The 15,408-nt window shown below is 73.9% G+C and carries 7 protein-coding genes; 2 read left to right on the top strand and 5 right to left on the bottom strand.

Translation table 11 applies throughout. From position 1 onward, the window contains the following. Nucleotides 1–134: 134 nt before the first annotated feature. Together ACIRQF_RS05725 and ACIRQF_RS05720 are read right to left on the bottom strand one after the other, a co-directional pair. The gene (locus tag ACIRQF_RS05725) at nucleotides 135–5,456 is read right to left on the bottom strand and encodes a trypsin-like peptidase domain-containing protein (RefSeq protein ID WP_404089137.1); all 5,322 of its coding nucleotides are present in this window, start codon (nucleotides 5,454–5,456) and stop codon (nucleotides 135–137) included. A gap of 126 nt (nucleotides 5,457–5,582) precedes the next feature. Continuing rightward, nucleotides 5,583–6,443, bottom strand: coding sequence for a DNA/RNA non-specific endonuclease (locus ACIRQF_RS05720; protein ID WP_376631113.1), 861 nt, complete (start codon nucleotides 6,441–6,443; stop codon nucleotides 5,583–5,585). A gap of 105 nt (nucleotides 6,444–6,548) precedes the next feature. Between ACIRQF_RS05720 and ACIRQF_RS05715 the strand changes: the two genes are divergently transcribed. Continuing rightward, nucleotides 6,549–7,358, top strand: coding sequence for a caspase family protein (locus tag ACIRQF_RS05715; protein ID WP_376631111.1), 810 nt, complete (start codon nucleotides 6,549–6,551; stop codon nucleotides 7,356–7,358). A 22-nt stretch (nucleotides 7,359–7,380) separates the two neighbouring features. On the opposite strand, the gene ACIRQF_RS05710 is transcribed toward ACIRQF_RS05715, so the two are convergent. The 3 genes from ACIRQF_RS05710 to ACIRQF_RS05700 all read right to left on the bottom strand — a co-directional run bounded on the left by ACIRQF_RS05710 (nucleotide 7,381) and on the right by ACIRQF_RS05700 (nucleotide 13,835). After that, nucleotides 7,381–10,509 carry an AAA family ATPase gene (locus ACIRQF_RS05710; RefSeq protein WP_404089134.1) on the bottom strand — a complete coding sequence of 1,043 codons (3,129 nt, stop codon included), beginning with the start codon at nucleotides 10,507–10,509 and terminating at the stop codon, nucleotides 7,381–7,383. 246 nt (nucleotides 10,510–10,755) lie between these two features. Then, entirely contained in the window at nucleotides 10,756–12,453 is a 1,698-nt protein-coding gene (locus tag ACIRQF_RS05705) for a S8 family serine peptidase (RefSeq protein WP_382482754.1), read from the bottom strand. Nucleotides 12,454–12,986: 533 nt separating this feature from the next. Next, entirely contained in the window at nucleotides 12,987–13,835 is an 849-nt protein-coding gene (locus tag ACIRQF_RS05700) for a GNAT family N-acetyltransferase (RefSeq protein ID WP_404089132.1), read from the bottom strand. Between the two features lie 1,067 nt (nucleotides 13,836–14,902). On the opposite strand from ACIRQF_RS05700, the gene ACIRQF_RS05695 reads away from it, so the two are divergent. Beyond that, nucleotides 14,903–15,406, top strand: coding sequence for a nucleoside deaminase (locus ACIRQF_RS05695; RefSeq protein ID WP_376631105.1), 504 nt, complete (start codon nucleotides 14,903–14,905; stop codon nucleotides 15,404–15,406). The last annotated feature ends 2 nt before the right edge of the window (nucleotides 15,407–15,408 follow it).

Below are 15,408 nucleotides of genomic sequence, written 5' to 3'. Positions count from 1 at the left end.
GCCGTTCTTCGGTTGCCGTCCGCCGTCCGCCGTCCGCCGTCCGCCGTTCGCCGTTCGCCGTTCGCCGTTCGCCGTTCGCCGTCCGCCGTTCGCCGTTCGCCGTCCGCCGTTCGTCCGTACGCCGTTCGTCCGTCTCACAGGTCCGGTTCCCGGGGCAGCTTCGCCTGTGCCGCCATGATCTCCGCGTACAACTCCGGCCGGTTCTCCCGCAGATGCGCGAGGATCCGGCTCATCTGGGTGCCGACGTTCACGACCGCCGTCGACCGGCCCTGGTACTCGACACCGGTCACCCGGCGGGCGCCGCGGTGCAGCGCGACGACCGTCCACCGGTCCGTGAACACCGGGGATCCGGAGGAGCCGCCCTGGGTGTCGGTGAAGTAGGCGAGGTTCTTGTCGTCGGCCTGGTAGACCAGGTTGTTGCGCAGCGCGACCCGCTTCGGCATGCCCTTGGGATGCTGGATGATGTTGACCGCCTGGGGCTCGTTGCCCCGGGTCTCGCAGGGTGCGGTCGCCACCCGCAGCACCATGCGCTCGGGCTGGGCAGCCGTCAGGCGGATGACGGCGTAGTCCAGTTCCTCGTCCCAGGCGACCAGCGCGGAGGCCGTGGCCTCCTCGGTCTCGGACTGGTCGGCGCCGTAGTCGAAGCGCGAGCGGGAGTTGCGCACCTGGTGCTGCAGGTCCTCCTCCGCGACCTGCTTGCGGCCGCCACCGATGCCGTTGCGGGCGTTCACCACATGGTGGTTGGTGACGAGCAGACCGGGGGCGATGAGCCAGCCCGTGCCCACGTGCGGGTAGGCGGGCTGGAGCTGCCGGCCCGACTCGTAGGGCGGTACGGTGACCCGCGCGACGGCGGCGCCCGCGACGAATCCCTCCTGCAGGAACTCGAACGGCACCATGTCGTCCCGGACGACGATCTCCTCCTTGAACTCCGCGGACAGGAACTCGGCCGGCAGTTCCGGCTCTCCGCCCGCGTCGCGCACCACATGGTCGAGGGCCCGCTGGAAGACCGCGACCGGGCCGCGGTCCGCGGCGAGCGCGATCGCGTTGCGCAGCCACATCTCCAGCGGCACCTCGCCCTCCATCAGGCGCTCGACCCGGTTCATGGTCCGCAGGTCGGACTGGGTCTGCGTGAAGGCGGTCGGCTGCGGCGGCAGGGCCGCGCGGAAGTGGTCCTTGACGCCCGCGAACAGGCGGCCGCGCAGCTCCCGGTCGGCGAGGCCCGCCTCCATCGCGGCGTTCTCCACCGCCAGCAGCTCCTCGGCGGTCAGATAGGGCTCCTCGCGCCAGGCGGCCTCGGCGTGGTCCGGCGGCGGGGTGATGCCCACCAGGGCCGTACCGCCGGGCTCGGGTCCGTAGCCGGGGATGCCGCCCCGCTCGCGCAGCCCCGAGCCGGCGTCGACGGCGGCGGCCACGCCGAGCAGCAGATCGCCGCTGCGGTCGCCCAGGGTCAGAGCCCGCCAGGCGAGGCTGTCCAGGGTGCCGTGCCGCCGCGCCTCCCGCAGCGTGTCCTCGATCCGGTCGCGCGACACCGGGTCGGCCTGCGGATCGGCGTACGCGTCGGCCAGGGGCTCCGCGTAGGGATCCGCGTACGGCGCCCGGCCCGGTACCGACGGCGCGGCGGGTCCGGCCGCCAGGGCGCCCGCCGCGGCCGAGTCCAGGATGCGGGCGAGAGGTTCGCGCAGCTGCGGCTCGCTCGTCATCGCCGTCTCGATCCAGCGGGCCAGCGCCGCCACCACGGCGTCGTCGTCGTCCGGCAGCCCCACCAGGCGCAGCGTGCGCGCCAGGGCCGGCGGGTCGACCCGGCAGGCCGACACGGCCGCGGCCCGGGCGAGCGCCGGCTGCCGGGCCAGGTCCTCGTCGTCCAGCCCGCGCAGTCGGCGGGCGAGTCGTTCGTCCGTCTCCGCCGAGTCGGTGTCCGCGACGGCGGCGAGCCGTGACCGTGCCACCAGGACGCCGATCGACTCGTAGGGCAGCCCGAGGCCGGCCGCCACGCTCTCGGCCTCCTGGAGGGAGCGGTCCGCCTCGGCGAAGTCGCCGACGTCCTGGGCGAGCCGCGCCGACAGCTGCAGCAGCTCCAGCCGGGTCTCCGCGCAGCCCGCCTCCTCCGCCCGGTCGACGGCCCGCTCGGCGGTCTGCCGGGCGTCCTCGACGCGTCCGGAGCGGGCCAGGGTCTCCACCAGCAGGGCGTGCAGCCTGCTGCACGGCGTCCACGGCTGGCGCTCGGCGAGCCGCCGGGCCGCCGCCTCCGGGTAGCCCTGGGTGAGCAGGTCCTCGACCTCGCGGGCGGCGATCCGCTCCCAGTCCTCCTGGTCGGCCTCGGCCATGATCCGGTCCGGCACGTGCCCACCGATCCGGCCGAGCAGGAACGCGGCCGAGCGGGGTGCCATGTCCCGGTCGGCGCCCGCCAGATGGGCCTCGACGCCGGCCAGCCAGCGTGCCTCCACCGTGCGCGGGTTCTCACCCAGCCGCAGCCGGTGGTAGATCTCCTCGGCGCGGTCCCGTACGGTGTCGCGGTCCGCGTAGTAGGCCACGGCCCTGGTGTCCACCGCCCGCATCAGGTCGGTGCGGGCCCCGTCGGACAGGCGCAGCATGATCGAGCGCAGGTCGGGCCGGTGCCGGATCGCCTGCGGCCCAGCCGACTCCATGAGGTCGAGCCGGGACACCAGCTGCCCGAAGAGCCGTCCCGCGGAGGCGGTCGACAGCTCCCCGAGCCCCGCCGGACCGGCGAGGACGTCACGCACGAGTCCGGGGGTGATGATCCGTAGCGCGAGACCGGCCTGGACGAGCGCGCGCACCGCCGGGTCGGCGATGTGCTTGAGGATCCGGTCGTACAGCGTGCCCTGGATCAGCATCTGGTCGACGCTGCTGTGCAGCCGCCGCCGGGAGGTGAGGCTGCGCAGCAGCTCGCCCAGCGAGTCGGACTCCCCGCCGAGGGACACCGCGGTGCGCGCGGCGAGCTTGAGGCTGAGCGGATGCCCCCCGACCTGGGCGTGCAGGCTCCGCGCCACCGTCTCGTCGTCGACGCCGCAGGACATCAGGAGGTCCACCGAGGCCTGCTCGTCGAGCTCCGAGAGCTCCATCGTGCGCGGGTTGAGGACCCGCGCCGGGTGGTCGATCGGGGCCCGCCCGGCGACCACCCAGCGCAGCCGCGGGTACTCGGCACGCAGCGCCGTCCACACGGCCCACATGCGGGAGATGATCGGTGAACCCCGGTACTGGGCCTCCTCGAAGGAGTCGAGCGCGATCACCAGCGGCGGCTCCATCTCGCCCGGCGGGGTGGCGACCGCCTCGGCGACCAGCGCCGCGAGCTCGCGGGCGAGGTCCTGTTCGCGCGCGCTGGCCTGGGCGTGGAACCCGGCGGAGTAGTCACGGCCGATGGTGGCGCGGGTGGCGGAGAGCCGGGAAAGGTCGTCGATCTCCCGCAGTTCGCCGCGCTGCTCGTCGGCGGTCTCCCCGCAGCGGTCGGCGAGGGCGTCGAAGGCCTCGCGGTGCTCGGGGTACTGGATGCCGAGCTGCCGGGCCGACTCGGCGATCACCGTGGTCGGTTCGTGGATGGAGAGCGTCGGACGCTCGAAGTCGATGTAGGCGAAGGGGAATCCGTCCGGGGCCGCCTCGCGCAGGCTGTCGAGCAGGAAGCGGGCGATCAGGGTGCTCTTGCCGATCCCGCCGATGCCGTGCAGCAGCACCGGCGGCTCGGCCGGCTCGCTCGGCAGCGCCAGGTAGGAGCGGAGCGCGTCGAGTTCGCGCAGCCGCCCGTGGAACGTGTCCCGGACGAGCAGCCGCAGTGGCTGGAGCAGCCGGGCCCGCTCCAGGCGCCGCTGGATGTCGCCGACGGCCGGCAGGAGCCCGGCCGTGCCCGGCACCTGCTCCAGCCACAGCACCGCCTGGAGGAGGTCGGACAGCTCCTCCACGTCGGCGTTGGCGAGGTCGGCCGGACCGACCGGGACGCCGGACAGCAGGGCGAGCCCGGCGCGCGCCACCCCGGGGCCCTCGGGGAGGCCCTCCGCGTTGGCCGCGAGGGCGGCCCGGGCGGCCTCCGGGCTCCCGAGCCCCTTCAGGGCCGTCGCGCGCACCTCGGGGGCCAGCACCCAGCGCACCGAGCGCTGCGGGCCGGCCAGCGCCGTGCAGTCCTCGACCAGCTCCAGGACCGCCTTGCCGCTCGGCTCCCGCTCGCCGGGCAGACGGAGCCGCGCCGGGTCGAAGGCGTCGAGCAGGCAGGCCGCCTCCCGGTAGGCGCGACGGAGCTCGGGCATCACCGGCACGACCGGGGGTGCGGGGGAGCGCAGGGCACGGAGCCGGTCGCCGAAGTCCTCGCCGGGCGCCAGGCCCTGGTAGAGCCGTACGGTCTCCTCGACCGCCGTGCACACCCGGCGCATGTGGCTGTCGGCCGGATCGGCGGCCTCCACGGCCCGCAGCACCTCGGTGACGGTCGTCTCCACGAGACCGGGCGGCGGCGGACCCGCCGGGCCCGCGGTCCTCGTGGCGGCTTCGGCGAAGAACCGGACGAAGAAGTCCCGCAGTTCGTCGGGCCCGGCCGGGCGCGCCGTGTCCCGGCACTCGCTCTTCCTTATGTCGTACGGGAGCTGGTGCATCGCCGTGGAATAGCCGAGCAGCACGAGCCGCGGCACCGTCTCCTCGCGCACCGGCGTGTGCTCGTAGATCGCGAGGGCGAGCTTGCCGATGCAGTCCCACACGTCGGAGTTCGGGTCGAGCGCGTCGCACTCGTCGAGCACCAGCCAGAACCGGTCCTCGGCGGCCGTGGCCCGGGCGACGATCCGGTGCACCGCGTCGTCGAGCGAGGGCAGTGGATCGTTCAACTGTGTCGGGTTCAAGGGGAACCCGTCGGTCTCCGGGCCCGACACGAACTCGGCCAGCCGCCCCACCAGACGCGCCGCCGTCGAGGTCCGCGACAGCGTCACCCGGACCGGGCGGAAGCCGGTGTGCTGCCCCAGATGCCGGATCAGGCGATAGGTGTACGAGCGCCCGCTGTCCGGCTCCCCGTCCACCACCAGGACCGAGAGCTCCGCATCGGTCACGAACCGGCGCAGGGTCTCCCGCAGCTCCGCCCGGTCGATGAACACCTCGGTGCCGTGCCGCAGCACCACCGCCTCGAACGGGTCGAGCGCCGCCTGCCGCGCCTGCTCGTCCTCACGCAGCCGGCCCAGCAGCGCCCGTACCTCCATGCCCCGCCCGACCGCGTCGGCCGCGTCGAGGCGGTCCAGAGCGTCCAGGCGGGCCAGGGCGTCGAGCAGGCGCCGCTGGTGGGCGATGTCCTTGCGGGCCGCCCCCACGATCAGCCGCGCGTTCGCTTCCCGGTCCGGGGTGAGCGGCAGATCCGTCACGAAGTCCGTGGTCAGGGCAGTGCGGAGCAGCCGTGTCCGGGGATCGGGGTCGTCCAGGAGATGGTCCCGCACCCAGCTGGTGACGAGGCCCCACTCCGTTTCGGTGAGAGGCATGACGCACCTGCCCCGTCGTCCCTGCGCCGTTGGGGACGACTACTGTGCTGTCATCGTCCCGCCGGGCGGCGGCCGCCGCAATCGCTGACCGCGCGACCCCGGCGGCCGGGCCGCGGCCGCCTCCGGTCACGGGGTCATCATGATGTCGTCGAACGACTCCAGGCGCCGCCAGCGCTCCTCCGGGGCGCGCGTCGGAGGCATCAGGTCCACGTCCGGCAGCGGCCCGAACTCGAGCTCGGTGATCTCCGCGACGTCCGAGACCGGCACCTGGTACGTACGGAACGGGCCCAGCGGCGGCGGCGCGCCCGGCGTCGCCCCGGCGAACGCGCGGTCCGCGTCCCGGCTCAGGTCCGGGCTCTGGTCGAGCACGTACGCCGTCGCCGCCAGCGCCCCGTCCTGCATGAACGCGGCCACCTTCCAGAAGCGCAGCGGCACCTGGATCCCCCGGTACGGCGGGTCGGAGTCCTGCAGCACCGGCCCCGTGAACACCGTCAGCTTGCGGTCGTACTCGGCCGCGTGGTCCAGCAGGTAGTTCTCCAGGCCCTGCCACAACTGCTTGCCCTGGTTGAACACGTCCGCCTGCGGAGCCGCGTTGGTGAAGTGGAAGGTGTCGGTGTTCGCCTGGCCCGCGACGGCCGCCGCGCCCCACACCGGGTCGAGCCGGCGGACCAGATGGCCGCGGTCCAGGCTGTTGTTCCGGTAGACGTCGTCGCCGGTCTGGTGCTCGCGGGGCAGCCGCGGGTCGAACAGCCACACGTCGTCGCGCGGTACGTCCTCCAGCAGCTCCCGCCCCTCGATGCACACGGCGGTCGACGCGGCGAGGCGCCGGTCGGGCCGGAAGACGACGGTGAAGTGGGTGTAGGGCAGGATCACCGTCTTCACGGAGGGGCGGGCCGGAAGGGCCAGGGGCACCACCGGGCCGAGGAAGTTCTCGTCGTAGCCGGTGCGGTCGGCGAACTGGTCGTGCCGGGAGTCGCTTGGGTTCATACGATGTAAGTACCGCGCGGGGGAGGGCTGCCCACGGCACCGGACCCGTAGGCCACTCGAACAGACGCCCCCGGTGCCCCCTCCACCCGTCCAAGGAGGCACCCCATGCCCACCGGACTCTCTCTGCACGTCGGGCTGAACCGCGTCGACCCCGACCGCTACGGCGGCTGGGACGGCACCCTCGTGGCCTGCGAGAACGACGCCCGCGACATGGCGCGGCTGGCCCGCGCCGCCGGCTTCGCGGACACCGTCCTGCTCACCCAGGAGGGCACCGTCGACCGGATCACCGCCGCACTGCGCGACGCGGCCGAACGGCTCGCCGCCGGCGACATCCTGCTCTTCACCTATTCGGGCCACGGCGGCCAGGTCCCGGACGTCACGGGACCCGACGACGAACCCGACCGGCGCGACGAGACCCTCGTGTTCTACGACCGCCAGTTCCTCGACGACGAGGTCCACCAGGAGTTCCTGCGCTTCGACGCCGGCGTACGCATCGTCACCCTCTTCGACTGCTGCCACAGCGGCAGCAGCATCGAGCTGCCGGGCGCCGCCGCCGTCACCGGACGGTTCGTCCCCGAACCCCGGCAGTTGGAGCTGTACGAACGCGACCGGGACTTCTACGACGACCTCCAGCGCTCGCTCGCCAAGGCCGCGAGCGCGTCCGGCAACGGGAACGGACCACCCGTGATCCTCGTCTCCGCGTGCCAGGACAACCAGGTCGCCGCCGACGGCGACGTCAACGGCGCCTTCACCGAGGCACTGCTCGCCGTCTGGAGCGACGGCGGCTTCCACGGCGACTACCGCACCTTCCACCGGGCGATCCAGCGCAGACTGCCGCCCAGCCAGAGCCCCAACCTCTACACCACCGGATCCCCGACGGAGGCCTTCCTGGCACAGCGCCCGTTCACCGTGTGAGCCCGGCCCGATCCGGGACTCCCTAGGGACGGAGGGCGGTGGCGAGCTGCGCCCGTGAGCGGACGTCGAGCTTCTGGTAGATGCGGGTCAGCCGCGCCTCGACCGTCTTCACGCTCAGGTACAGCTTCGCCGCCGCCTCCTGGTTGCTGGCGCCCTGCCCCACCAGACGGGCCAGGCGCAGCTCCGCCTCCGTCAGCGTGGACAGCGCCGGCACCGCCTCCTCGCCCACCGGGCCCTCGGCCGCCGGACCCGCCGGGGCCTCACTCGTCAGCGCCAGCCACGGCGCCGCGCCGACCCGCTCGAACACCGCGGCCGCCGCCTGCAGCGCGGCCTGCGCCGCCGAACGCCGCCGCCGGCGCCGCTCCACCCGGGCCAGCGCCATCAGCGCCCGGCCCTGCTCCAGCGGCAGTTCGGCGTCCGCGAAGCGGGCCGCCGTGCCCGCGAGCAGCTCCGCCGCCTCGTCCGTCCGGCCCTCCGCCGCGAGGCACAGCGCGTACGCCCGGTCGCAGCCCAGCAGGACCGTGGTCCGGCCCAGCCGCTCGCCCACCGGCCGCACCGCCGCCACGACCGCCAGGGCCTCCTCGACCTCGTCGTGCGCGAGCAGCGCCTCCGCCAGCTCCTCGTGCCAGCGCAGCATCGACGGATCCACCGTCGACTGCGCCCGCTCGTTCGCCTCGACGCGGCGCAGCGTCTCCAGGGCCGCGGCGACGTCCCCGTTGACCAACTGGACCCGGCCGAGCGCGTACAGGCTGCGCGACAGGAAGACCCGGTCACCCTCCTCCTCCGAGGCCTGCACACTCCGCCGCGCATAACTGGCCGCCCGGGCGAAACTGCCACCGGCCGTCTCCGCCAGCGCCAGCGCGTACCAGGCGGGACCGGGGGACAACCCCGCCTCCAGGGTCAGTGCCAGCGACTGCCCGGCGTGCGCGAGGGCCGCGGGGCACGGGCCGATCCGCGACTCGATCTCCGCGAGCGTGCTCAGCAGCTCGATCGCGTCCTCCACCGAACCGCGCCGCTGCACCAGCGGCAGCAGGGCGTTCAGCTGCGTCCGCGCGTCCACGAGCCGTCCGTCGAACAGAGCGTGACGGATCGTCAGGATCTGGGCGGCGTTACGGATCCCGGCCGGCCGCTCGGCCGTCTCCAGGGCCCGCGCCTGTGCGAGTACCGCCTCCGCGTCGGGCGAACCGAGCGCCCGCTCCATCCGTGCCTGTACGGTCAGGGCCTGCGCCGCCGTCCGCGGATCGCCCATCGAGGCCGCCAGCGCCGCCGACTCCATCGCGGCCGCCCGAGAGCGCGCCGGATCGCCGTCCGCCAGCACGTACTTGACGGCCAGCCTGAGCTGCACCGCCGCCCGCAGCGGCGTGTTCCCCTCGGAGTCCTCCATCGCGTGCACGTACATCTCGCCGAGCCCGGTGAGCCCCTGCCCCGCGGTGTCCAGCACGGCGAGCCGCGCCCGTACGCGGTCGGACGGCGCCGCGTCCCGGGCCAGTAGATCGGTCGCGGCCCGCATCGCCAGATCGGCGCGCGCCGCCCGGGCGGCCTCCTCGGCCGCGTCCACCAGACGGGCGATCCGCCGCTGCCCGTGCGAGCCCGGCGTCGATTCGGCCGCGAGCAGGGCCAGTTCGGCCGCGAGCGCGCTGTTGCCGCGCCGCCGCGCGAGGTCCGCCGCCTCGGCGACCTCGGCGGCCAGCTCCTCCCGCGGCGCGTCGGTCGCCAGCGCCCGGTGCCGGACGGCCTCCACCTGGTCGTCCACCACGCGTGCCAGGGCCGCGTGCCCCGCGCTGCGTTCGGCCCAGCAGGCGTCGTGCACCAGTGTCGACGGCAGCAGCCCGGCGGTGAAGGCGACCGTGCCGTCCTCGGCGAGCGACACCAGACCGGCCCGCTCCGCCGCGGCCAGGTCCGCCTCCGCGTTCGGGCGTCCGGCCCGGCGCACCAGGGCGGCGGTCGGCCGCAGCGCCAGTGCCGCCAGGAGCAGCGTCTCGCGCACGTCCGGCGGCGCGGCCCCGAGCAGCTGCCGCGCCAGGTCCCGGGCCCGCCCGGACAGGGTCAGCGCCTCCGCGTGGTGCACCGGGGTCCGGGCGTCGGCCAGCGAGCGGCCGACGGCGAGCGCGAGCCGCGGATTGCCGCCGCTCGCCTTGTGGATGCGGCCGGCCATCCGGGACGGCAGCCGGTGGTGGATGAGGACTTCGGCGATCTCGTCGGCGTGCAGCGGCGGCACCAGCAGCACGTCCGCCTCCGACGGCACCCACAGCCGGGTGTCGTGCGGGTCCCCGGTCCCGTACGCCGCGTAGGCCTCGGGCGTCTCGACGGAGATCACCCGCAGCGAGGCAGGTGCGAGGTGCAGGGCGAACCGCAGCAGGTCGGCGCTGTCGGGGTCGATGTGCTGCACCCCGTCGACGACGAGCAGCGCGGTACCGCGGGCGGTCAGCGCCCGCAGGATCCCGGCGATCCCGAGCCGCAGCGCGATCGGGTCCCACCCCGCGTCCTGCGGCGGAGCCTCCCGGCAGAGCATCGCCACGGCGGCCCGCTGCGGGCCTGGCAGCCCGTCGAACACGCCCGAGGCCATGACGCCGAGGCCGAGCCCGGGCGCCTGGCCGTGGGCGCACTCGGAGGTGTGACCGGCGCCGGCGGCCGTGCGCTGGACGGGCAGGGAGGCGGTGAGCGCGTCGCCGTCGAGGGCGCCGGGAGCGGCCCCCCGGGGATTGTGGAGGCCGGGGCCGTACGACGGTCCGGAGGCCGGAGGACCGTCCTGGCCGGGGGGACCGACGTCGGCGGGCCGGGGGGCCGAGGTGCCCGGAGCGTACGAGGGGTGGGAGGCGGCGTCCGTCGAGGGGCGGTCGGTCGCGGCGCCCTCGTCCGGGGCCGCGCCCGGTCCGGGGACGGCCGGCCAGCTGATGGTGGCGGCGACGGAGGCGACCAGGGCCGCGGCGGCCGCGCCGGGTATGTCGCGGTCGGCGGGGAGGGTGGCGAGCCAGAGCACGGTCTCGCCCCGCGCCTCGGCGCGGGCCGCGGCCGCGAGGGCGACCTCGGTCTTGCCGACTCCGGCGGGGCCGGTGAGCAGGGCGCGCCCGCGCGCCTGCAGGACGCGTTCGAGGCGGGCGAGGAGTTCCTCCCGGCCCACTGGCGCAGGCCGCAGCGGCGCTGTCGTCATGTGTCCCCCTCCCGCGCTCGGGGCCCGGCCCATGAGCCCCGTTGCGCAGAGAATACGGAGCTGATCGCCCCAGTCCAGGCCTTGTGTCCGGCATACGGACAGCACGCGCCGGTGAACCGTGCGTGTCCGCGGGGTGGCCGGCACACGGAAGCGCCCGTGGTGTAGACCACGGGCGCTTCGCTGACCAGCAATGATGCCGGTGTGGGGGGTGGTTCGAGTGCGATTCGAAAGTGAATCAGCAGTCGGTCAGAAGGTCAGGCTCCACGAGTCGATGTAGCCGGTGTCACCCGAGGCCACATCGCGGACCTGGAGCTTCCAGGTGCCGTTGGCGAGCTCGCTCGACGCGTCCACCGTGTAGGTGGCGAGGACGTTGTCGGCGCTGTCGGACGAGGAGGAGGCCTTCAGGTTGCGCACGGTGCCGTCGGGGGCGATCAGGTCGATGACCAGGTCCCCGCGCCAGGTGTGCTTGATGTCCACGCCGACCTTGAGGGTGGCGGGGGCGTTGCCGGCGAGGCCGGTGACGGCGATCGAGGAGCTCACGGTGGTGTTGTCCGCGATGGTCACATCGGTCGCGTTCGTGAAGACGTTGCCGGCCGGCGGGGTCGTGTCGGTGACCGCGTTCACCGTCTTGGCGGTGTCCGCGATGCCGGTGCCGCAGCCGCCGGTGCAGGTGCCGGGCAGCGGGCGGGCGTTCGTCTTGATCGCCGACTCGATGTCGGCCGGGGTCAGGGTCGACTTGGCCGACTTCAGCAGCGCGGCGAGACCGGCGATGTGCGGGGCCGCCATCGAGGTGCCCTGGTAGGGCTTGTAGGTCTCGGTCGACTGGACGGTGGTGCCGGAGTTCAGCGTGGAGTAGATGCCGTTCTCGGGCGTGGTCACGGTACCGGGGGTGTCGGTCGAGCGACGGGTCTCGCCGCCGGGAGCCGCGACATCCACGATGGTGCCGTAGTTGGAGTAGTACGACCGGTTGCCCTCGCGGCTGGTCGACGCCACGGTGATGACGTTCGAGCAGTTCGCGGGCGTGAAGCCGGACGCGTTGGCGTTGCTGTTGCCCGCGGCGACGACGACGGTGGTACCGCGCGAGACGGCGCCGTTGATCGCGGTCTGGTAGACGCTCGGGCAGGTGGCGCTGGCGCCGCCCAGGCTCATGTTGATGACCTTGGCCGGGGTCGGGTTGACCGGGACGCCCGGCACGGTGCCGCCGGAGGCCCAGGTGATCGCGTCGGCGATGTCGGCGGACGAGCCGCCGCACTTGCCGAGCACGCGCACGGGCTGGATCTTCGCGTTGTACGCGATGCCCGCGATGCCCTTGGTGTTGTTCGTGGTGGCGGCGATGGTGCCGGCCACGTGGGTGCCGTGCCAGGAGGAGTTCGAGGCCTTGGAACCGGTGCCGCACTCGCCGTCGGTGGCGTTCCAGTCGCCCTCGTCCTTGGCGTCCGCGTCACGGCCGTTGCCGTCGCGGGCGTCGGCGGAGGTGGAGATGAAGTCGTAGCCGGAGACGACGTTGGCCGCCACGTCCGAGTGGGCGGCGTAGCCGGTGTCGATGACGGCGACGGTGACGCCGGAGCCGGTCGTCTTGTCCCAGGCGGCGGGGACGTTCATGCCGCCGGTGGGCTCGAAGAGGTCCCACTGCTTGGCGTAGTCGGTGTCGTTCGGGGTCACGGCCATCGCGTAGGCGCGGATGTCGGGCTCGACCGAGGCGACCTGCGGGTCGGCCTTGAAGGCGGCCATGACCTCGGCGACGTCCTGCTTGTCCGCGGAGCCGCCCAGGTTCACCAGCGCGGCACCGCCGGCCAGGCGGCGCTCGAAGGAGAGCTTCTCGCCGGTCTTCACGGCCTTGTCGGCCGCGTCGCTCTTCGCGGCGGCGTTGGAGCCGGCCTCGGCGGACGAGGACTTGTAGGTGACGATGACCTTCTCGACCGGAGCGCTGGGAAGCGCGGTCATCGCCTGCGAAGCCGGGGCCGGCTTCGGGGAGGGTGCGGCCGGGACGGCGGCGAACGCCCCGGAGGTGGTGGCAGCGGCACCGAGGATCGCGGCGCTCGCGACCAGCACGGATATGACTCTCCGCCTGGAACCGTTCAAGGTGGGCCCTTTCGACTACGACGTAGGTGGAGCAGTGGCGGCGGCGCGGGAACCGTCGGGGCGAAGTGGGGTCGCGATCCGTCGTTCCCTGGGCGTGGGGGCCCGTGCGCCGCCACCGGCGCGACGGCCGGGGTCAAGGCCGCCACCGACGGACATCCCCATTCCTTCTCATGCACCTGACAGGAGGTGGCGGGGATCGATCTGCCGGTGCGGCAGACAGTAGGGAACGCCGAAGTGAACTCGATACGGGGAAAACCCTTGTCACCCCTCGGGGGAGGGAGGGGGAGGGGTGGGGAGGGGTGCACCGGGGTCGGGGCAGGGGTGGCGAGGGTCGGCCCTCGGCGGGGGCCTCCGGACTGCCGCCTGACCGTGCGGGGGCGGGAAGAAGGGCCCGGTCAGCCCAGTTCGAGGGTCGTCACGCCGAAGACGCGCTGCTGCGCGACGGGACGGATCGGTCCCGTGTACATGCGGGCCGTCTCGAAGGTGGCCTCCAGCCCGCGGGCCTCGGCGAGCCGGGCGGCGGCCGGGTTGGCCCCGGGCATGTCGACGGCGATACGCGGGGCGCCGAAGGCGCGGGCCTCGGCGGCGAGGGCGTCGAGGAGGGCGGCCGCGTCGGCGGGGTCGTCGGCGAAGAGAGGGCCGATGCGGGCCTCCGACTCCGCCGGGCGGACGACCCCGTAGCCGGTCAGGCGTCCGTCCACGACACGGACCACGGCACGGTGGCCCGGGGTGGTGAGCCAGGAGGTCAGGAACCGCGGCCGGTCGGCCGGATGGCAGGCGTTGTCGTAGGCGGCGAGGACGGCCGGATCCACTCGTTCCGCCGGCACCACCCCGGTCACCGGCCGGTCGGGAAGCGGGACTTCACCGACATAGCGGGCGGAACGGTACGCGAGTGCGAAACCCGACCGACGGTAGTTGTCCTGCTGGTCCGGCACCCCGTCGAGCCCGACCGTCCGCCCGCCGGCGTGGGCGAGCGCGGCCCGCCAGGTGGCGAGCCCGTGCCCGAGGCCGCGGAGGTCGGGGCGCACGAGATAGAACCCCAGGAAGGCGTACGTGTCACTGTAGTTGACGACCGAGATCGCGGAGACCGGCTCGCCGTCGATCCGCCCCAGGAAGAACCCCTCGGGGTCCTGCGCGAAGAACGCCACCGCGTCGGCCGCCCCCGGGTTCCAGCCCTCCGCGGCGGCCCACTCGCGTACGAGCGCCCAGTCCTGGAGAGAGGCGGGAGAGACCTGGAGGGGCATGGGGATCCCTTCGTCGGAGGCGCGGGGGAGGTCCTGGCCGAGCGAGCATAGTGCGGCCGGCGCACCCCTCCGTCACCGTCCGTCGCATTCCGGCCTCCTTCACCCGGGAGGGGAAGTCACCTTCCGGCCGTGGGGTCGCGGGGCGGGTCGCGGGGTCGTCGAGGCCGGTGCCGGTGCCGTGCGGGTGCCTGATGTCGGTGAGGGTGCCGGTCAGGGTGCGGGCGTCGGGCGCGGGTGTCGGGGCTGTGGGCGTCTGAGGCCGGTCTCCCGGCCATGGGCTTCTCCGGGCGTGCGCCTCCCCGGCTGCGCACTCACCCTCGCCCGGGATGCGCCCCGCCCCGGATGACTTCCGCCCCTGCTCCGTCGAGCCCGGCCCGGCCCGGCTTGGCCCCGCCCCGCCCCAACCCACCCCACCCCGCCCGGCCCCGCCCGGCACGTACGGCCGCCCGGGGTGCTTTCCGGGCCCCGAGCTGCGGTAATCGGTGAGGAGTTCCTTCCCGGACGGTCGGGAGGAGGTGATCAAAGCCGCAGGCCAGAGCACTCACTTGTAGAAGCCTACAAAGAGCGAGTTTCAGCCTGCGGGCGCTTTCATGTCTTCCGCTCCTAGCTCACTCCGCCCGGTCGGAGGTGTACTCCTCGCACAGGTTGCAACGGGACGAAGCAAGCTGCAACAACGCGGAAACAGTGCGGGACGGAGGGAGGAGGGCATGGCTGAGACGCTACGCGTTCGCCCGGTCGGGAACGCACGGCCGCGGCGCACCGCCGCGGCCCATGTCGACACCCTCCTGCCCCACGCCCGTGCCCGCGTCCCCATGAAGACACCGGTCGCCGGGCCCGTCCCCGACGCTCAGGTGCCCACCCCGGCGGGCGTCAGCCACGCCGGCACCCCCCTTCGTGCCCCCGGCCCCCGGCCGCGAGGGGCGACAACGACACCGCCCATCTGACCCACTCCACCCGGTCACTCCGGAAAGCGTCGTCGCGGGCCGGCCCCGCAGATCCCCAGCCAGTGCCGCCGCCGGTACTTGCGCCGCCCCACTCCATCCCCACCCTCTCCAAAAGGAGTCCCCGTGACTACGCACACCCAGGAAGTCAGCGTCGAAGAGTCCGAGCGCGCCTGGATGGAAAGGGCGATCCAGCTGGCCACCGACAGCGTCGCGAACGGCGGCGGCCCCTTCGGTGCCCTGATCGCCAAGGACGGTGAGATCGTCGCGCTCGGCAACAACAAGGTCACCACGAACCTGGACCCGACGGCGCACGCCGAGGTCAGCGCCATCCGCGCGGCCTGCCAGGAGCTGAACACCTTCTCGCTCGAAGGCTGCGTCCTGGTCACCTCGTGCGAGCCGTGTCCGATGTGTCTGTCCTCGGCGCTCTGGGCGCGGGTGGACCGTGTCATCTTCGCGGCCGACCGTGACGACGCCGCGGTGGCCGGCTTCGACGACCGTCGCTTCTACGACCTGTTCGACAAGAAGGACTCGTCGCTGTGGCCGATGCCGGTCGAGCGCGTGGAGCTGCCGAACCGCACGGCCCCGTTCGACGCGTGGCTGGCCAAGTCGGACCGCATCGACTACTGACG

It is taken from the genome of Streptomyces sp. NPDC101191, from assembly GCF_044767915.1.
In the GTDB taxonomy this organism is placed as follows: domain Bacteria; phylum Actinomycetota; class Actinomycetes; order Streptomycetales; family Streptomycetaceae; genus Streptomyces.
This window is presented reverse-complemented; position numbering and strand designations above follow the sequence as displayed.